The following is an 18,652-nucleotide window of genomic DNA, read 5'->3' on the forward strand; positions in this document are numbered from 1 at the left end:
CGTCGAAGGGCTGGCGTGTTGGCCAAGACCCGGTATGGTGGTCGATGGCTGGGCGCAGGTGTAAGCGTGGACGCACCGCCCCGGGGCATCACTCAGAGTGACCGACATGTCAGATTTGCTGGCTGCATCGCGGCTGAGCCGAATTGTGTTGAAGGTCGTAATCGACGCTGTCTGAAGCGGTGATCTGCCCCGCAGGCTTGTGATCTGGCCCGGTCTGATGGGGGCAGTGGGCCGAACGGCGGGAAGTCACAGACGGTGGGGTCAGTCAGGCTGTCCCCACTTCTCTGGCTGCCCGCACTGTGGCACGATCGTGGAATCTCCACTACCCCCACGACACTTTCCGACAGGAGCAATCATGTCTGGTCGTAGGTTGGGCCGGCTGTTTGGCTCACTTCTCGTTCTAGCCGCACTCTGGGGCGGCCTCGGCGGTGTCGACCTCAGCAACAATCCGCAGGGCGACGCGCAGACCGTGGACGTCATCTGGCAGTAAACTCGGCGCTCCGGGCTGTTGCCGAACATGCCCGGGGTTGCTGCGCGCACATGGCGGGCCGTCGCGCGACGGTGCGTCGGCGGCGAGGTGTCGAGTCGAAGGAGCGCCATGATCGGTAACGGTCAACCCCGGCGCAGATCCTCCGAGGATGCGTGGATCATCACCGCGCCTCTCGCCCTGCTTGCGGTCGCGTGCGCCACCGTCACCGGCTTGGTTGCGGAGAAGCCGTTCGGTCGCTGGCCCGAGGCGGCGCTCTTCCTCGTTCTCATGATCGTGGCTGGGCTGCCCCTGCTCAGCCTGGTCGTCCGGCGGCAGACGATCGGCGTCACGCTCACCGAGCTACCGCTGGTCCTCGCGCTCTACTTCCTGCCGCCGCTGACGGTGGCGGTCATCTACACGCTGACGTCGCTGATCACCCATACCCGGCAGCGGCTGTCGGCGCCGAAGGTCTGGTTCAACGTCGCGCGGGCCGCCGCAGGGACGTCGCTGGCCGCGTTGGTCCTCCAGGCTCTGCCGCCGATCAAGGGGGTGGGCCCGCTCACCTGGATCAGCATCTTCGCTGCCGTCGCCATCGTGCTCCTGGTCAGCATCACGAGCGTGGCGGCGGTGCACACGCTGCTGCACGGTTGGCAGACCGGGCGGGGAGCGTTGCGGACCACGAAGCCGGCGATGCTCACTGCGGCTATCAACGTGGCGGTCGGCCTGATCGTGTTGATCCTGGTGCGAAACACGTGGTGGTCCCTGCTCCTGCTCGCCGCGCTCGGCGCCGGCCTCGTGCTGGTCTACCGGTCGTACGCCCAGTTCTTCCGCCAGCACCGCACCCTGAAGGATCTGTACGACCTGACCGGCGCGGTGGTCGAGAGTGGTCAGAACGGCACGCTGGCGGATGCCCTGCTCGGCCGGGTTCGGGCATTGATGCAGGCGGAGTACGCGACGCTCTGGCTTCCGGCTCAGGGCCGGCACCCGGAGACATTGTTGACCGCTCGGGTGGACGATCCCGGTCTGCTCGACCTGGCGCACACTCCGTCGACGATCCGGGAGCGGGTGCGCGACACCCGCCGAACTGTCGCCGTGGGTCGACGGGTGACCACCGACGGGGAGTTCCGCGCCGAGCTGGCCGAGCGGCGGATCAAGGACGCCGTGGTGGTGCCGCTGCGGTCCGGCCAGGTCGTCATCGGGACCCTTGAGGTGGCCAACCGACTCGGCGACGGCAACCACTTCACGCCCGCGGACATCGCCGTCTTCGAGACGGTGGCCGCGCACGCCGCGGTGGCTCTGGAGAACAATCGGCTGGTCGACCAACTGCGGCACGACGCCTACCACGACGCCCTGACCAAGCTGCCCAACCGGCGGCGGATCACCGACGCGCTGAACGAGTCGGTCAAGATCCGTGCGCCCGGCGAGGTGGTGGCGCTGCTGCTCTTCGACGTGGACGGGTTGCGGCAGGTCAACGAGTCGCTCGGGCACGCGGCGGGGGACAAGGTCCTCGCCGAGGTCGCCAACCGGTTGCGGGCCAGCGCGCCGTCGTCGGCTCTCGTGGGCCGGGCGAGCGGCGACGAGTTCCTGGTGACGTTGCGCGCGGAGAGCGCTGACGCGGCGTTGGAACTGGCCAGTCAGCTGCGTGACCAGATCCGCGACGAGATGGTCTTCGACGCGCTCACCCTGGACGTGGACACCGCTGTCGGGGTCGCCGTACACCCGGATCACGGCAGCGACGCGGCGACCCTGCTGCTGCGGGTCGACCTGGCCACCACGGCCGCCAAGTCGGTGCCGGGCAGCGTGCAGCTGTTCAATCCCGGCCTGGAATCCCGGTCGCTGCGCCGGCTGGGTCTCGCCGGCGACCTGCGCCAGGCACTGGACAAGGACGAGTTGGAGGTCTACTTCCAGCCCAAGGTGACGTTGCGCGATCGCCGCCTGGTCGGTGTCGAGTGTCTGGCCCGCTGGGAGCATCCGACGCACGGCACTGTCGCACCGGAGGACTTCGTGGCGGTGGCCGAGCACACCGGCCAGTTGAGCCGGCTCACCGAGGTGGTGCTCCGTGAGGGTCTTCGCCGCAGTCGGGACTGGGCGCTGGCCGACCAGCCGCTGCCCATCGCGGTCAACCTGTCGGCTCGTACGCTCATCGACCAGCACTTCCCGGACCGGGTCCAGGAGCTGCTGACCGAGTACAAGGTGCCGGCGCAGCGCCTCACCCTGGAGATCACCGAGTCGGGGGTGCTGGACGGCACGGACCGGCCCATCCCCACGCTGCAACGGCTGCGGGATCTCGGCGTACGGCTGTCGGTGGACGACTTCGGCACCGGTGACTCGTCCCTGGCGCACCTGCGGCGGCTGCCGGTGCACGAGGTGAAGGTGGACCGCTCGTTCGTGCAGGGCATGGCGACCGATCCGGGGGACCTGGCGATCGTCAACGCGGTGGTCACCCTCTCCCAGCAGTTCGGCCTGGCGGTGGTGGCCGAGGGGGTGGAGAGCGAGCTGACCCTGGAGCTTCTCCAGGACATCGGCTGCGAGATCGGGCAGGGCTTCCTGTTCAGCCGGCCGCTGCCGTACGAGCGGTTGGCTGCCTGGTTCGGTGCCCAGGTCGAGCCGGAGACGGTCGCCAACGGGGAGCTGCCGCGCCTGCGTGTCGTGCCCTGAACAGGGCGCGGACGATCACTGGGGATCCGATTTCACCTGTCGAGCCGGGCCGTGTACTCTTACTCCTGCGCGCCCCACGGGGAGATCGCGCAGGCCCCCTTAGCTCAGTCGGCAGAGCGTCTCCATGGTAAGGAGAAGGTCTACGGTTCGATTCCGTAAGGGGGCTCGAGGGTTCAGCTGGACCCATCGCAGCGGTGTAGCTCAGATGGTAGAGCAAGCGGCTCATAATCGCTGTGTCGCCGGTTCAAGTCCGGCCACCGCTACTCTCGTCTTCCGGGCTAGTTGCCGGTGGTCGTAAGAATGGGCGCTTCTGGCGCCCACTTTGCATGTCCGCGCTGTCAGCGTCTAGGCTGGCGCGTCGTAGTTGTTTCCGTTAGCGAGGAAGGCACTCCGCCGTGGCGAAGGCTACCGATGTCCGGCCGAAGATCACTTTGGCGTGTGTGGAGTGCAAGGAGCGCAACTACATCACGCGCAAGAACCGCCGTAACGACCCCGACCGCATCGAGCTGAAGAAGTTCTGCCCGCGCGACGGTCGGCACACGGTCCACCGCGAGACCCGCTGACCGCTGGCCGGCCTCAGTGCCGGCCGTTGTCGAAGCTTTCCGATCGCCGATCTGACCGGTTTGGCGCGGCTCCGCCGCCGCCTACCGATCAGGTCGGCGATTGGGCTTTCCGTGTAGGTTCGCGGCATGCCTCTGGACCCTTCCTTTGTCGGCCGGACCTATCCGCCGACCGCCCCCTATCAGGTGGGCCGAGAAAAGATCCGCGAGTTCGCCAGCGCCATCGGCGCCACCGACCCGGCTCACCATGACCCGGAGGCCGCGCGGGCGCTGGGCCATCCCGACGTGGTGGCTCCGCCGACCTTTCCGGTAATCGTGACGATGGCCGCGAGCAGCCAGATCATCGAGGATCCGGCCCTGGGTGTCGACTACAGCCGCCTGGTGCACGGCGACCAGCGGTTCGCGTACACCCGGCCGGTGTTCGCCGGCGACGAGCTGGTCTGCACCAACACCATCGAGGACGTCAGCACCCGGGGTGGGCACGGCTTCCTGACCACGCGCACCGACGTGAGCACCGTCGGCGGGGAACCCGTGGTCGCCGTCTGGGCCAGGTATGTCGTACGCGGGGAGGCGTGAGATGGAGTTGCCAGCACAGACGTTTCGGGTGACCCGCGCGGACCTGGTCCGCTACGCCGGCGCCTCGGGCGACTTCAACCCGATCCACTGGAGCGACCGGGTCGCCACCAAGGTGGGTCTGCCCGGGGTGATCGCGCACGGCATGTTCACCATGGCCCTGGTCGGCCGGGCGGTCACCGAGTGGGCCGGGTCGCCGGACGCGGTGGTCGAGTACGGCGTGCGTTTCACCCGGCCGGTGGTGGTCCCGGACGACGACCAGGGGACCGAGATCGAGGTCACCGCGCGGGTCCGCGAGGTGACCGAGGACGGTCTCACCCGACTCGAGGTGACCGCCACTTGCCTGGGTGAGAAGGTGCTGTCGCAGGCGCGGGCAACCATCCGGACGACACGCTGAAACGTGCCCGCCACGCGTGGTGGAGAGACCGGTTGGGAAAGTCGGGCGGCTACCCGTACACTGGTCCGCCGTGGGGCAAGTGACCCCTGCTCGGTCGTCTGTGGCCGCGTGGGGCGAGTGTTGCCGCATAGGGGTGTAGCTCAATTGGCAGAGCAGCGGTCTCCAAAACCGCAGGCTGCAGGTTCAAGTCCTGTCACCCCTGCGCCTCAGGCCTGACCGTTCCCGTGGGTCGCGCCGCCAGCTTGGCGGCGTCCGGCCCGTGGTGGTGGCATCGGCGGGGTGGTCCGAGGCAATCGGGCCCTCCGGGTGATCCACCGGCCGCGGCCCGTCGCGGGACGGTTGGGTCCGGCCGGCGTGACCAGCGCCGCGTACGCCGCTCGGCGTGCGACCCCAGATTCCGCGACGGAGGGCGAAGTGGCCGACAACAAGCGGCGCGACGACGACGGCGACGATCGTCTGGACGACGAGATCGTCGACGACGTGGCCGACGACGACGCCTCCGGCGCGGACGAGCCGGTTTCCCGGGGAGGCACCGCCACGCGGTCCCGTGCCCGGGCGGAGTCGGCGGACAGCCGGCCGACCACCCGGTCGGAAACGGGTCGGGTGGGCGTCTTCGGCCGCATCGCCCGGTTCTTCCGCGAGGTCGTAGCCGAACTGCGTAAGGTCATCTGGCCGACCCGCAAGGAGTTGCTGACCTACACCGCCGTGGTGGTGGCGTTCGTCGCGGTGATGCTGACGATCGTGGGTGTGCTGGACTTCGGCTTCGCCAAGGTCGTGTTGTTTGTCTTTGGCAACTCGGACTGACCGGCTGCCTCCAGCCATAGTGACGGAAGTGAGCGAGCGTGCCTGAGTACGACGAGACCGCCGGACCGGTGGACGAGCAGTCCACGGTCGCGACGGCGGCTGGTGACGAGTCGGTTGAGGCCGCCAGCGAGCCGGAGTTCCCAACGACCGAGCCCGCACCGGACGAGGACTACGACCCCGTCGCGGAGCTGAGGCAGAAGCTGCGCTACGCGCCGGGTGACTGGTACGTGGTGCACTCGTACGCCGGCTACGAGAACAAGGTCAAGACCAACCTCGAGACCCGGATCACGAGCCTCGACATGGAGGACTTCATCTACCAGGTCGAGGTGCCGACCCGGGAAGAGGTCGAGGTCAAGAACGGTAAGCGTTCGCAGATCCAGGCGAAGGTCTTCCCGGGCTACATCCTGGTCCGGATGGAGTTGACCGCCGAGTCCTACTCCTGTGTCCGGAACACCCCGGGCGTGACCGGCTTCGTCGGCGCGACCGACCGGGCCGACCGGCCCGCTCCGCTCTCGCTCGACGAGGTGCTGAAGTGGCTGGCGCCGGCTGTCGAGACCGAGCAGAAGAAGGCGAAGCCGGAGATCAAGGTCCTCGACTTCGAGGTGGGCGACTCCGTCACCGTCACCGACGGCGCGTTCGCGTCGCTGCCGGCCACGATCAGCGAGATCAACGCCGACCAGCAGAAGCTCAAGGTGCTGGTGTCGATCTTCGGTCGTGAGACTCCGGTGGAGCTCAACTTCAACCAGGTCGCCAAGATCTGATTGGTCGTCGGCGGCGGGCCGGGCCCGCCGCCGACGTCGGCGTACGCGCTCTCGCTCGACCTCGGCGGACGAGTGGGCTGCGGCCTGCGCTACTCTTGAATGTCGCCGCTGTCGCACCGCGCTGACCGTGCGCGCCCGAGGGCGGCGACAGCCGCATTTTCCCAGCTCCAAGCCCCAGGAAGTGACATGCCTCCGAAGAAGAAGCTCGTCAAGACGTTCACGCTTCAGCTGCCGGCGGGCCAGGCCACGCCGGCGCCGCCGGTCGGTCCCGCGCTCGGCCAGCACGGCGTGAACATCATGGAGTTCTGCAAGTCCTACAACGCGCAGACCGAGTCTCAGCGGGGCGACATCGTCCCCGCCGAGATCAGCGTGTACGAGGACCGGTCCTTCACGTTCGTGCTGAAGACCCCGCCCGCTGCCCGGCTGCTGATCAAGGCCGCTGGTGTGCAGAAGGGTTCGGGTGTTCCGCAGTCCGAGAAGGTCGGCTCGGTCAGCCGCGCCCAGCTGCGTGAGATCGCCGAGAAGAAGATGGCCGACCTCAACGCCAACGACATCGCCCAGGCCGAGAAGATCATCGCCGGCACCGCCCGGTCGATGGGCATCACCGTCAACGACTGACGTCGGCCCCGGCCTTCGATCCGACCGTGGGAGGGCTCGCGCCGAGCGGCCCGCCAGAGACCACAGGAGTAATCAGCAATGCAGCGCAGCAAGAGCTACCGCAAGGCCGCCGATGTCATCGACCGGTCGAAGCTCTACACCCCCACCGAGGCCGTGAAGCTGGCCAAGGAGACCACCAACGTCAAGTTCGACGCCACGGTCGAGGTCGCCATGCGCCTCGGCGTCGACCCCCGCAAGGCGGACCAGATGGTCCGCGGCACGGTCAACCTGCCGCACGGCACCGGTAAGACCGCCCGCGTGATCGTGTTCGCCAGCGGCGCGAAGGCCGAAGAGGCCGCCGCCGCGGGTGCGGACGAGGTGGGCACCGACGAGCTGGTCGCCCGCATTCAGGGTGGTTGGCTCGACTTCGACGCGGCGATCGCCACGCCGGACCAGATGGCCAAGATCGGCCGGATCGCGCGGATCCTGGGCCCGCGCGGTCTCATGCCGAACCCGAAGACCGGCACGGTGACCATGGACGTCACCAAGGCGGTGCAGGACATCAAGGGCGGCAAGATCACCTTCCGGGTGGACAAGCACTCCAACCTGCACCTGATCATCGGCAAGGCATCCTTCACGGAGACCCAGCTGGTGGACAACTACGCCGCGGTGCTCGATGAGGTGCTGCGTGCCAAGCCGTCGGCGGCCAAGGGCAAGTACCTCCGCAAGGTCATCCTGACCACCACGATGGGCCCGGGCGTCCCGGTCGACCCGAACCTGGTGAAGAACCTTCGGGAGGACCAGGCCGACGCCTGAGTCGACAGTTCGCTCCGCTGGGGCGCCGCCACGACCGTGGCGGCGCCCCAGCGCGTTCCGGGTGTGGCAGGCTCGACGTCATGCGGCTGGAGGACGTCTGGTTGCGGTATCACCGGCGGGGGCCGTGGGTGCTGCGGGGCATTGATGTGCGGATCGGTCCCGGCGAGGCCGCGATCGTGCTGGGCCGCAACGGGGTGGGCAAGTCGACGCTGCTCCAGGTGGCCGCGGGGGTTCTCCGGCCGAGCCGGGGCCGGGTCACCGACCGGCCGGCGCGGGTGGGCTGGGTGCCGGAGCGTTTCCCCGCCGACCAACCGTTCACGGTGACCCGCTATCTGACCGGGATGGCCCGGGTGGCGGGGCTGGGCAGGGCCGCGGCCGACGAGGCGGTGGCCTCCTGGACCGACCGGCTCGGGCTGTCCGCCTTCCGCTCGGTCCGGCTGCCGGAGTTGTCCAAGGGCACCGCGCAGAAGGTCGGCCTGGCCCAGGCGATGCTGCGCCCGCCGGGCCTGCTGGTCCTCGACGAGCCGTGGGAGGGGCTGGACGCCGCCACCCGCGAGCTGGTGCCCGAGCTGATCGCCGAGGTGCTCGCCGCCGACGGGTCCGTCCTGGTCAGCGACCACCGCGGCGAAACGGTCCGGCTGCCGGCCGCGCGCCGCTGGTTGGTGGCCGACGGCTCGCTCAACGAAGAGACGTCGTCGACGGACGAGACGATCGCGGTGGTCGAGGTCGCGGTGCCGGCCGCGCGGGTCGCCAGCACCGTCGCCCGGTTGCGCGCCGAGGGCCACCAGGTGCTGCGGGTACGCTCCGACGCCTCCACCGCCGCACCCCAGGCCCGACCCGCCGAGCCGTCCCGTTCGGCCGGTGCCGCCCGACCCGCCGGGCCGCTGCTCGGGCCGAGCGGGGAGCTGGCAGCGGAGCAGCCGGAGGCCACCGGCGCCGCGGTCGAGCCGGCAGCGGGGGAGGCCCGGTGAGCGCCCTGGTCCGGATGCGGCTGGCTGGTTTCCTGCGCACCGGCCGGGCGGTGGCACCGTTGCTCGCCGGCCTCATCACGCTCGGCACGCTCTACGGCGGTGGCCGCGCCCAGCCGGCTGAGGCGTACGGCGTCTCCGCCGTGGTGCTCTTCCCGGTGCTCGCCTGGCAGACCAAGATCCTGTTGGACGTCGAGCCGGACGTGCAGCGTCGGCTGGCGCAGGTGACGGTCGGGGTGGCGCGGGAGCGGTTGGCCGGGTTGCTCGCCGCCGGGGTGGCGGCGCTGGTGACGGTGGCCGTCGCACTGCTCTTTCCGTGGCTGGTCGGCGGGGTGTCCGGGCCGGTCGACCCGGGGGACCGGTCGATTCCGGTCGGGCTCGCGCTGGGAGCGTGGGCGCATCTGTTGGTCGTACCCGCTGCGGTTGCTCTTGGGGCGTTGGCCAGCCGGGCTTCGGTGGGCGGCGCCGGGTACGGCGTCGCGGTGTTGGCCCTCGGCGGGGTCGGCGCGGTGGTGTTCGGCCTGACCGGCTCGGTGGCCCCCTGGCTGGCACCGCCGATCATGGCCGCCGCCCGCACCACCGCCGGCGAGGCCGCCGCGCTGACCCTGCTGGGGCTGAGCGGGTGGGCGCTGGCCTGGAGCGCAGCGGTCGTCGGCGGCTACCTGTGGCGACGGCGGGCCCAGGGCTGACCGGCACCGGTACGGGTGACGAGCCTCACCGGGTGCGATTTGGTGCTGGTGACCCGGGCGCGTACTCTTCAACCGTCATCCGTGTTCTCATGGATGAGGAACCACCCAGAGACCGCTGGTCACCGTGCTCCGGCACGGTCGAAGGTCCCGCGACAACGGGCGACCCGCGTAGGGCGGCAAGCGTAACTCGGCAGTGAACGTGGTCCGCCGACCACGATGATCCGCCGGCCCTCGCCCCGTGCGCCCTGCGCCGGGGCTTTTTCGTTGTCGTGCTGCCTCCGCCCCCGTTCCGGCTTCGGCCGTGACGGGGACCAGCCTCGAGTAACGAGAGAGGAGGGACATGGCGGACAAGCCGATCCGGGCCGACAAGGCCACGGCCGTCGCTGAGCTGACCGAGAGCTTCCGCAGCTCGGGCGCCACCGTGCTGACCGAGTACCGCGGTCTGACGGTTTCCCAGCTCACCCAGCTTCGGCGCTCGCTCGGCGCCGAGACCAGCTACACGGTCGCGAAGAACACGCTGGCTAAGCGTGCTGCGACGGACGCGGGCATCACCGGCCTCGACGAGCTGTTCACCGGTCCTACCGCGCTGACTTTCGTTTCGGGCGACGTCGTCGAGGCGGCGAAGGGGCTTCGCGACTTCGCGAAGGCCAACCCGAAGCTCGTCATCAAGGGCGGTGTCTTCGAGGGCAAGGCCATTTCCGCGGCCGAGGTCACGAAGCTCGCCGACCTGGAGTCCCGCGAGGTGCTGCTGGCCAAGCTGGCCGGCGCGATGAAGGGCAACCTGAGCAAGGCCGCGGCCCTGTTCCAGGCCCCGCTGTCGAAGACCGCCCGTCTGGCGGCTGCACTGCAGGACAAGCGCGAGAAGGAGGGCGCCGAGGCGGCCTGAGGCCCCCCACGGCGCACCAGTTCTTACTTAACAGAATCAGGAAAGGACGCCAGATATGGCGAAGCTCAGCACCGACGAGCTGCTCGACGCGTTCAAGGAGATGACGCTGATCGAGCTCTCTGAGTTCGTGAAGCAGTTCGAGGAGACCTTCGAGGTCACCGCCGCGGCTCCGGTCGCGATCGCGGGCCCGGGTGGCGGCGGCGGCACCGCTGCTCCGGTCGAGGAGGAGAAGGACGAGTTCGACGTCATCCTCGAGGCCGACGGCGGCAAGAAGATCCAGGTCATCAAGGTCGTGCGTGAGCTGACCGGCCTGGGCCTCAAGGAGGCCAAGGACGCGGTCGAGTCCGCGCCGAAGGCCATCCTGGAGAAGGTCAACAAGGAGACCGCCGACAAGGCGAAGGCCAAGCTCGAGGGTGAAGGCGCCAAGGTCACCCTCAAGTGACCTGACGTTCCACCTACGCGTACCCGGCTCGTGAGCCGGGACACCATCGCGTCGCGGCGGGCGGTGATCCGACACGGATCACCGCCCGCCGTATTGGTGGTGTCGCCCCCGATCGGCCCTGAGCTGGGCTCCGACCAGCGGCTCCGTCGACCGGTTCGAGGGCGGCCGGGTCGCTCTCCAGGGGGAAACACGCAGCAAGGGGAACACCGGCCCTTGACGCGGCCCGGGGCTGCCAGGCACGCTGACACCAGCAAGACACCGCGCTTGCGACGGCCACGACGTGGGTATGACAGCGGCGGCACCATCGGCCGCGGTAACCCGAACGGCCCAGTGGGGAGTTGCGTTCTGAGCGGCCCGGCAGACCCCGGTTGACGGGGGCCGAGGCGCGCTCCGCAAACAACCTGCGGGGTGGGCTGGACAGCGGTTAGCCTCTCGGCTACACTGCTAGTTTGCGCTGCCTTCCGACTTGACCCCTGCTCGGAAATGTCCGTTTACGGATATTTCTGGTGGGGTCATTGGAGTGCACGCGTACCAGCCGTTCTGCAGCACCGGTCCTCGGAAGGACGCATCTTGGCAGCTTCCCGCCCTGCGAAGACCAGTCGTACGTCGAGCGCATTCGCTCCCCGCCGAGTTTCATTCGGCAGGATCACCGAACACCTCGAGGTCCCCAACCTCCTTGCCATTCAGAACGAGTCCTTCGACTGGCTCGTCGGCAACGAGGCTTGGCAGGGCCGGTCGGCGGACGACCCGCACGCACGCTCGGGTCTCGCGGAGATCCTTGAAGAGATCAGTCCCATTGAGGACTTCTCCGGCACCATGTCGCTCTCCTTCTCAGCGCCGCGCTTCGACGAGGTCAAGGCCTCGATCGAGGAGTGCAAGGAGAAGGACCTGACCTACTGCGCTCCGCTCTTCGTGACCGCGGAGTTCACCAACAACACCACTGGCGAGATCAAGAGCCAGACGGTGTTCATGGGTGACTTCCCGATGATGACGCCCAAGGGCACCTTCGTCATCAACGGCACCGAGCGTGTCGTGGTCAGCCAGCTCGTCCGGTCTCCGGGCGTGTATTTCGACAAGCAGCCGGACAAGACCTCCGACCGCGACCTCTCCAGCGTCAAGGTCATCCCGAGTCGGGGTGCCTGGCTGGAGTTCGACATCGATAAGCGCGACACGGTCGGCGTACGCATCGACCGTAAGCGTCGGCAGGCCGTCACCGTCCTGCTCAAGGCCATCGGATGGTCGGCCGAGCGGATCCGTGAGAAGTTCGGCTGGTCCGAGCTGATGATGACCACGCTCGAGAAGGACCACATCGCCGGCGCCGACGAGGCTCTGCTCGACATCTACCGCAAGCTGCGCCCTGGCGAGCCGCCGACGCGCGAGAACGCCCAGACCCTGCTCGACAACCTCTTCTTCAACCCGAAGAGGTACGACGTCGCCAAGGTCGGGCGCTACAAGTTCAACAAGAAGCTCGAAGTCGGCGTGCCGATCACCACCGGCACGCTGACCGAGGACGACATCGTCGCCACCGTGGAGTACCTGTGCCGGCTGCACGCCGGTGAGGACGGCTACGAGGCCGACGACATCGACCACTTCGGCAACCGGCGTCTCCGTACCGTGGGCGAGCTGATCCAGAACCAGGTTCGGGTCGGCCTGTCCCGGATGGAGCGGGTCGTCCGCGAGCGGATGACCACGCAGGACGTCGAGGCGATCACCCCGCAGACCCTGATCAACATCCGCCCGGTGGTGGCGGCGATCAAGGAGTTCTTCGGGACGTCCCAGCTGTCCCAGTTCATGGACCAGACCAACCCGCTGGCGGGCCTGACCCACCGGCGTCGGCTGAGCGCGCTCGGCCCGGGTGGTCTGTCCCGGGAGCGGGCCGGCTTCGAGGTCCGTGACGTGCACCCGTCCCACTACGGCCGGATGTGCCCGATCGAGACGCCGGAAGGCCCGAACATCGGCCTGATCGGCGCGCTGTCCACCTTCGCCCGGGTCAATCCGTTCGGCTTCATCGAGACGCCGTACCGGAAGGTCGTCGAGGGTCGGGTCACCGACCAGATCGACTACCTGACCGCGGACGAGGAGGACCGGTTCGTCAAGGCCCAGGCCAACGCGCGCCTGAAGGCTGACGGCACGTTCGCCGAGGACCGGGTGCTCTGCCGTCGTAAGGGCGGCGAGACCGAGGACGTCGTCCCCGGTGCCGTCGACTACATGGACGTCTCGCCCCGGCAGATGACCTCGGTCGCGACCGCCATGATCCCGTTCCTCGAGCACGACGACGCCAACCGGGCACTGATGGGCGCGAACATGCAGCGCCAGGCGGTGCCGCTGGTCAAGGCCGAGGCGCCGCTCGTGGGTACGGGCATGGAGTACCGGGCCGCGGTCGACGCTGGCGACGTGGTGGTCGCCGAGGTCGGCGGTGTGATCGAGGATCTCTGCGCCGACTACGTCACCATCCACCAGGATGACGGCCACCGCCGGACGTACCTGCTGCACAAGTTCCGCCGCTCCAACGCCGGCTCCTGCGTCAACCAGAAGCCGGTCGTCTTCGAGGGCGACCGCGTCGAGGCCGGTCAGGTCATCGCCGACGGTCCGTGCACCGACGAGGGCGAGATGGCACTCGGACGCAACCTGCTGGTGGCGTTCATGTGCTGGGAGGGTCACAACTACGAGGACGCGATCATCCTGTCGCAGCGCCTCGTGCAGCAGGACGTGCTCACCTCGATCCACATCGAGGAGCACGAGGTCGACGCCCGGGACACCAAGCTCGGTCCGGAGGAGATCACCCGCGACATCCCGAACGTCAGCGAGGAAATGCTCGCTGACCTCGACGAGCGCGGCATCATCCGGATCGGCGCCGAGGTCGTCCCCGGTGACATCCTGGTCGGCAAGGTCACGCCCAAGGGTGAGACCGAGCTGACCCCGGAGGAGCGGCTGCTCCGCGCGATCTTCGGTGAGAAGGCGCGTGAGGTTCGGGACACCTCGCTGAAGGTGCCGCACGGCGAGACCGGCACGGTCATCGGTGTGCGCACGTTCTCCCGCGAGGACGGCGACGAGTTGCCGCCGGGTGTCAACGAGCTGGTCCGGGTCTACGTCGCCCAGAAGCGCAAGATCCAGGATGGCGACAAGCTCGCCGGCCGGCACGGCAACAAGGGCGTCATCTCGAAGATCCTGCCGATCGAGGACATGCCGTTCCTTGAGGACGGCACCCCGGTCGACATCGTGCTCAACCCGCTCGGTGTGCCGAGCCGGATGAACATCGGCCAGGTGCTGGAGACCCACCTCGGTTGGGTCGCCAAGACCGGTTGGAAGGTCGAGGGTGACGACGCCGACTGGAAGCGTCAGCTGCGCTCGATCGACGCGCACGAGTCCGAGGGCGACACCAACGTGGCCACCCCGGTCTTCGACGGTGCTCGCGAGGAGGAGATCTCCGGTCTGCTCGAGTCGACCCTGCCCAACCGGGACGGCAAGCAGCTGATCGGTCGTACCGGCAAGGCGCAGCTGTTCGACGGTCGTTCCGGCGAGCCGCTGCCGGACCCGATCGCGGTCGGCTACGTCTACATCCTGAAGCTCAACCACCTGGTCGACGACAAGATCCACGCTCGTTCGACCGGCCCGTACTCGATGATCACGCAGCAGCCGCTGGGTGGTAAGGCGCAGTTCGGTGGTCAGCGTTTCGGTGAGATGGAGTGCTGGGCGATGCAGGCGTACGGCGCTGCCTACGCCCTGCAGGAGCTGCTCACGATCAAGTCCGACGACGTGCTCGGCCGGGTGAAGGTCTACGAGGCCATCGTCAAGGGCGAGAACATCCCGGAGCCGGGCATCCCGGAGTCGTTCAAGGTGCTGCTCAAGGAGCTGCAGTCGCTGTGCCTCAACGTTGAGGTGCTCTCCAGCGACGGTGTGGCCCTGGAAATGCGCGAGACCGACGACGAGGTGTTCCGGGCCGCTGAGGAGCTGGGCATCGACCTGTCCCGGCGCGAGCCGAGCTCGGTCGAAGAGGTCTGAGGTGAGCGGTCGGGGGCCGGCTCGCCGGCCCCCGACCCCACCCGAGAATTAGCAGTACAGACGACGACATAGGGGACATAGTGCTCGACGTCAACTTCTTCGACGAGCTGCGCATTGGTCTCGCCACCGCCGACGACATCCGTCAGTGGTCGCACGGCGAGGTCAAGAAGCCTGAGACGATCAACTACCGCACCCTGAAGCCGGAAAAGGACGGGCTCTTCTGCGAGAAGATCTTTGGTCCGCAGCGGGACTGGGAGTGCTACTGCGGTAAGTACAAGCGCGTCCGGTTCAAGGGCATCATCTGTGAGCGCTGCGGCGTCGAGGTGACCCGCTCCAAGGTCCGTCGTGAGCGGATGGGGCACATCGAGCTCGCCGCTCCGGTGACCCACATCTGGTACTTCAAGGGCGTTCCGAGCCGGCTGGGCTACCTGCTGGACCTCGCCCCCAAGGACCTCGAGAAGATCATTTACTTCGCCTCGTACGTCGTGACGAGCGTGGACGCGGAGTCGCGTCACCGTGACCTCTCGACGATCGAGAACGAGATCCTGGCCGAGAAGCGGCAGTCCGAGAACAGCCGCGACTCGGAGATCGAGAAGCGGGCCGCCAAGCTCGAGGCCGACCTGGCCGAGCTGGAGGCCGAGGGTGCCAAGGCGGACGTCCGGCGCAAGGTCAAGGAGGGCGGAGAGCGCGAGATGCGCCAGATCCGCGACCGGGCCCAGCGCGAGATCGACCGCCTGGACGAGGTGCTGGACACCTTCCGCAAGCTGGAGCCGAAGCAGCTGGTCACCGACGAGCTGCTCTACCGCGAGCTGCGCGACCGGTTCGGTGAGTACTTCACCGGTTCCATGGGCGCCGAGGCGATCAAGGCGCTGGTCCAGAACATGGACCTCGACGCCGAGGCCGAGAGCCTGCGGGAGACCATCCGGTCCGGCAAGGGCCAGCGGAAGATCCGGGCGCTCAAGCGACTCAAGGTCGTCGCGGCGTTCCTGAACACCCGCAACTCGCCGCTCGGCATGGTGCTGGACTGCGTCCCGGTCATCCCGCCGGACCTGCGCCCGATGGTGCAGCTCGACGGTGGCCGCTTCGCGACCTCGGACCTGAACGACCTGTACCGCCGCGTGATCAACCGGAACAACCGCCTCAAGCGGCTGATCGACCTCGGCGCGCCCGAGATCATCGTCAACAACGAGAAGCGGATGCTCCAGGAGGCCGTCGACGCGCTGTTCGACAACGGCCGTCGCGGCCGGCCGGTCACCGGCCCGGGTAACCGCCCGCTCAAGTCGCTGTCCGACATGCTCAAGGGCAAGCAGGGCCGCTTCCGCCAGAACCTGCTGGGCAAGCGCGTCGACTACTCCGGCCGTTCGGTCATCGTGGTCGGCCCGAAGCTCAAGCTGCACCAGTGCGGTCTGCCCAAGCAGATGGCGCTGGAGCTGTTCAAGCCGTTCGTGATGAAGCGGCTGGTCGACCTCAACCACGCCCAGAACATCAAGTCCGCCAAGCGGATGGTCGAGCGTCAGCGCCCGGTCGTGTGGGACGTGCTGGAAGAGGTCATCGGCGAGCACCCGGTGCTGCTCAACCGGGCACCGACCCTGCACCGCCTGGGCATCCAGGCCTTCGAGCCGCAGCTGGTCGAGGGCAAGGCCATCCAGATCCACCCGTTGGTCTGCACCGCGTTCAACGCCGACTTCGACGGTGACCAGATGGCGGTGCACGTGCCGCTGTCCGCCGAGGCTCAGGCCGAGGCGCGGATCCTGATGCTGTCGTCGAACAACATCCTCAAGCCGGCCGACGGCAAGCCGGTCACCATGCCCACCCAGGACATGGTCATCGGTCTGTACCACCTCACCCACCTCACCGCCGGTGAGAAGGGCGAGGGCCGGGCGTTCAGCTCGGACGCCGAGGCGCGGATGGCCTTCGACAACGGTGAGCTGCACCTGCAGGCGCCGGTGAAGATCCGTCTGCGTGGCGTGGTCGGTGTCGACAACGGCAACGGCTCCGAGACGTGGACCGCCCCGGAGGGCTGGGTCGAGGGTGACCCGCTGACCGTGGAGACCACCCTGGGCCGGGTGCTGTTCAACGAGACGCTGCCGCAGGGCTACCGCTTCGTGAACTACGAGATCCGCAAGGGTCAGCTCTCCGCGATCGTCAACGACCTCGCCGAGCGCTTCCCCAAGGTGGCGCTTGCCGCCACCCTGGACGGGCTCAAGGAGGCCGGCTTCCACTGGGCCACCTGGTCCGGCGTGACGATCGGCATGGAGGACGTCATCGCTCCGCCGCGCAAGGCGGAGATCCTGGCGCGGTACGAGAAGGACGCCGACCAGATCGACAAGCAGTACCAGCGTGGTCTGATGACCGCCGAGGAGCGTCGCGGCGAGCTCATCGAGATCTGGACCAAGGCGACCAACGAGGTCGCCAAGGAGATGGACACCGCGCTGCCGCAGGAGAACCCACTGTGGAAGATGATCAACTCGGGTGCTCGCGGTAACCTGCTCCAGCTCCGGCAGATCGCGGCGATCCGTGGTCTGGTGGCCAACCCCAAGGGCGAGATCATCCCGCGGCCGATCAAGGCCAGCTACCGGGAGGGTCTGTCCGTGCTGGAGTACTTCATCTCCACGCACGGTGCCCGTAAGGGTCTCGCCGACACCGCGCTGCGGACCGCCGACTCGGGTTACCTGACCCGTCGTCTGGTGGACGTCTCGCAGGACGTCATCATCCGCGAAGAGGACTGCGGCACCGACCGGGCGATCCCGATGCAGATCGGCGAGAAGCTGGACGGCAAACTCGTCGTCCACACCCACGCCGAGACCAGCGTGCACGCCCGGACCCTCGCCGACGACATCAAGGGGCCGGACGGCACCGTGGTGGCCGAGCGCGGTCAGGACATCAACTCCATCGGGGTCGACAAGATCGTCGCCGCTGGTGTGGAGACGGTCCGCGTGCGCAGCGTGCTCACCTGCGAGTCGAAGCTGGGCGTCTGCGCGGCCTGCTACGGCCGGTCGCTGCCGACCGGTAAGTCGGTCGACATCGGCGAGGCGGTCGGCATCATCGCCGCCCAGTCCATCGGTGAGCCCGGTACGCAGCTGACGATGCGTACCTTCCACACCGGTGGTGTCGCGGGTGAGGACATCACCCAGGGTCTGCCGCGTGTTCAGGAAATCTTCGAGGCCCGGGTCCCGAAGGGTAAGGCGCCCATCGCCGACACCCCCGGTCGGATCCGGATCGAGGACGGCGAGCGCTCGCGCAAGATCATCGTGGTGCCGGACGACGGCAGCGAAGAGATCGTCTACGACAAGATCTCGAAGCGGGTCAAGCTCCGTACCCACGACGGCGGTCACGTCGCGGTCGGCGAGAAGCTGACCGAGGGCACCATCGACCCGCACGAGCTGCTGCGGATCATGGGTCCGCGGGCGGTCCAGGTCCACCTGACCAGTGAGGTCCAGGAGGTCTACCGCTCGCAGGGTGTGCTCATCCACGACAAGCACATCGAGATCATCATCCGCCAGATGCTCAAGCGGGTGACGGTCATCGACTCCGGCTCGACCGAGTTCCTGCCGGGCGTGCTCGTCGACCGGGCGCTGTTCGAGTCGGAGAACCGCCGGCTCGTCTCGGAGGGCGGCGAGCCCGCCGCCGGTCGTCCGGTGCTGATGGGTATCACCAAGGCCTCGCTGGCCACGGACTCCTGGCTCTCGGCGGCCTCCTTCCAGGAGACCACCCGGGTGCTGACCGACGCTGCGATCAACTCGCGCAGCGACTCGCTGGTCGGCCTCAAGGAGAACGTGATCATCGGAAAGCTCATCCCGGCCGGTACCGGCATCAGCAAGTACCGCAACGTCCGGGTGGAGCCGACCGAGGAGGCCAAGGCCAAGGTCTACTCGATGACCGGTTACCCGGAGACCGACTACGGGTTCGGGCCGGCCAGCGGGCAGGCCGTGCCGCTGGACGACTTCGACTTCGGGTCGTACCGCTAAGCACCAGTCACACGACGAGGCCCCCGGTGAAAGCCGGGGGCCTCGTCGTGTCCGTGCCCACC

At 68.2% G+C, this 18,652-nt stretch carries 15 protein-coding genes and 3 tRNA genes; all 18 read left to right on the forward strand.

Features of this window, described 5'->3' with window-relative positions; genetic code table 11:
- Positions 1-355 precede the first annotated feature (355 nt).
- The 18 genes from AC5L30_RS23220 to AC5L30_RS23305 all read left to right on the forward strand — a co-directional run bounded on the left by AC5L30_RS23220 (position 356) and on the right by AC5L30_RS23305 (position 18,590).
- Positions 356-490: a hypothetical protein gene (locus AC5L30_RS23220; RefSeq protein ID WP_494869802.1), complete on the forward strand. Its 135-nt coding sequence runs from the start codon at positions 356-358 to the stop codon at positions 488-490.
- A 108-nt stretch (positions 491-598) separates the two neighbouring features.
- Positions 599-3,127, forward strand: a complete 2,529-nt coding sequence (locus AC5L30_RS23225) for an EAL domain-containing protein (protein WP_494869803.1) — start codon at positions 599-601, stop codon at positions 3,125-3,127.
- A gap of 93 nt (positions 3,128-3,220) precedes the next feature.
- A tRNA-Thr gene (locus AC5L30_RS23230) sits at positions 3,221-3,293 on the forward strand.
- A gap of 24 nt (positions 3,294-3,317) precedes the next feature.
- Positions 3,318-3,390, forward strand: a tRNA-Met gene (locus tag AC5L30_RS23235).
- A gap of 132 nt (positions 3,391-3,522) precedes the next feature.
- A complete protein-coding gene (gene rpmG, locus AC5L30_RS23240; protein WP_007073056.1) occupies positions 3,523-3,690 on the forward strand; it encodes a 50S ribosomal protein L33 in 168 nt (55 codons plus the stop codon).
- 126 nt (positions 3,691-3,816) lie between these two features.
- A complete protein-coding gene (locus tag AC5L30_RS23245; RefSeq protein WP_494869804.1) occupies positions 3,817-4,263 on the forward strand; it encodes an FAS1-like dehydratase domain-containing protein in 447 nt (148 codons plus the stop codon).
- A gap of 1 nt (position 4,264) precedes the next feature.
- A complete protein-coding gene (locus AC5L30_RS23250) occupies positions 4,265-4,657 on the forward strand; it encodes a MaoC family dehydratase (RefSeq protein WP_494869805.1) in 393 nt (130 codons plus the stop codon).
- A gap of 129 nt (positions 4,658-4,786) precedes the next feature.
- Positions 4,787-4,859, forward strand: a tRNA-Trp gene (locus AC5L30_RS23255).
- A 212-nt stretch (positions 4,860-5,071) separates the two neighbouring features.
- Positions 5,072-5,461 carry a preprotein translocase subunit SecE gene (gene secE, locus AC5L30_RS23260; RefSeq protein WP_030329860.1) on the forward strand — a complete coding sequence of 130 codons (390 nt, stop codon included), beginning with the start codon at positions 5,072-5,074 and terminating at the stop codon, positions 5,459-5,461.
- 38 nt (positions 5,462-5,499) lie between these two features.
- Positions 5,500-6,222 (forward strand): transcription termination/antitermination protein NusG, encoded by a 723-nt coding sequence (gene nusG, locus AC5L30_RS23265; protein WP_112584800.1) that lies wholly within the window; start codon positions 5,500-5,502, stop codon positions 6,220-6,222.
- A gap of 186 nt (positions 6,223-6,408) precedes the next feature.
- Positions 6,409-6,840, forward strand: coding sequence for a 50S ribosomal protein L11 (rplK, locus tag AC5L30_RS23270; RefSeq protein WP_124820953.1), 432 nt, complete (start codon positions 6,409-6,411; stop codon positions 6,838-6,840).
- 78 nt (positions 6,841-6,918) lie between these two features.
- Positions 6,919-7,635: a 50S ribosomal protein L1 gene (gene rplA, locus AC5L30_RS23275; RefSeq protein ID WP_091402424.1), complete on the forward strand. Its 717-nt coding sequence runs from the start codon at positions 6,919-6,921 to the stop codon at positions 7,633-7,635.
- Between the two features lie 80 nt (positions 7,636-7,715).
- A complete protein-coding gene (locus tag AC5L30_RS23280) occupies positions 7,716-8,606 on the forward strand; it encodes an ABC transporter ATP-binding protein (protein WP_494869806.1) in 891 nt (296 codons plus the stop codon).
- Complete coding sequence (locus tag AC5L30_RS23285; protein ID WP_494869807.1) at positions 8,603-9,292, forward strand: hypothetical protein; 690 nt, start codon at positions 8,603-8,605, stop codon at positions 9,290-9,292. The genes AC5L30_RS23280 and AC5L30_RS23285 overlap by 4 nt, the downstream gene beginning before the upstream one ends.
- Before the next feature lie 340 nt (positions 9,293-9,632).
- On the forward strand, positions 9,633-10,178 hold the full coding sequence (gene rplJ, locus AC5L30_RS23290; protein ID WP_238645346.1) for a 50S ribosomal protein L10: 546 nt from the start codon (positions 9,633-9,635) through the stop codon (positions 10,176-10,178).
- Between the two features lie 55 nt (positions 10,179-10,233).
- Complete coding sequence (gene rplL / locus AC5L30_RS23295) at positions 10,234-10,620, forward strand: 50S ribosomal protein L7/L12 (RefSeq protein WP_238645347.1); 387 nt, start codon at positions 10,234-10,236, stop codon at positions 10,618-10,620.
- 570 nt (positions 10,621-11,190) lie between these two features.
- Positions 11,191-14,622: a DNA-directed RNA polymerase subunit beta gene (gene rpoB / locus AC5L30_RS23300; RefSeq protein WP_091402413.1), complete on the forward strand. Its 3,432-nt coding sequence runs from the start codon at positions 11,191-11,193 to the stop codon at positions 14,620-14,622.
- A gap of 80 nt (positions 14,623-14,702) precedes the next feature.
- A complete protein-coding gene (locus AC5L30_RS23305) occupies positions 14,703-18,590 on the forward strand; it encodes a DNA-directed RNA polymerase subunit beta' (RefSeq protein WP_494869808.1) in 3,888 nt (1,295 codons plus the stop codon).
- Positions 18,591-18,652 lie beyond the last annotated feature (62 nt).

Source organism: Micromonospora sp. BQ32 (genome assembly GCF_059358895.1).

Excerpts from the sequence above, each read along its gene's own strand:
- AC5L30_RS23220 (WP_494869802.1), top strand. The coding sequence starts at position 356 with ATGTCTGGTCGTAGGTTGGGCCGGCTGTTTGGCTCACTTCTCGTTCTA.
- AC5L30_RS23225 (WP_494869803.1), top strand. The coding sequence starts at position 599 with ATGATCGGTAACGGTCAACCCCGGCGCAGATCCTCCGAGGATGCGTGG.
- AC5L30_RS23245 (WP_494869804.1), top strand. The coding sequence starts at position 3,817 with ATGCCTCTGGACCCTTCCTTTGTCGGCCGGACCTATCCGCCGACCGCC.
- AC5L30_RS23250 (WP_494869805.1), top strand. The coding sequence starts at position 4,265 with ATGGAGTTGCCAGCACAGACGTTTCGGGTGACCCGCGCGGACCTGGTC.
- rplK (WP_124820953.1), top strand. The coding sequence starts at position 6,409 with ATGCCTCCGAAGAAGAAGCTCGTCAAGACGTTCACGCTTCAGCTGCCG.
- rplA (WP_091402424.1), top strand. The coding sequence starts at position 6,919 with ATGCAGCGCAGCAAGAGCTACCGCAAGGCCGCCGATGTCATCGACCGG.
- AC5L30_RS23280 (WP_494869806.1), top strand. The coding sequence starts at position 7,716 with ATGCGGCTGGAGGACGTCTGGTTGCGGTATCACCGGCGGGGGCCGTGG.
- rplJ (WP_238645346.1), top strand. The coding sequence starts at position 9,633 with ATGGCGGACAAGCCGATCCGGGCCGACAAGGCCACGGCCGTCGCTGAG.
- rplL (WP_238645347.1), top strand. The coding sequence starts at position 10,234 with ATGGCGAAGCTCAGCACCGACGAGCTGCTCGACGCGTTCAAGGAGATG.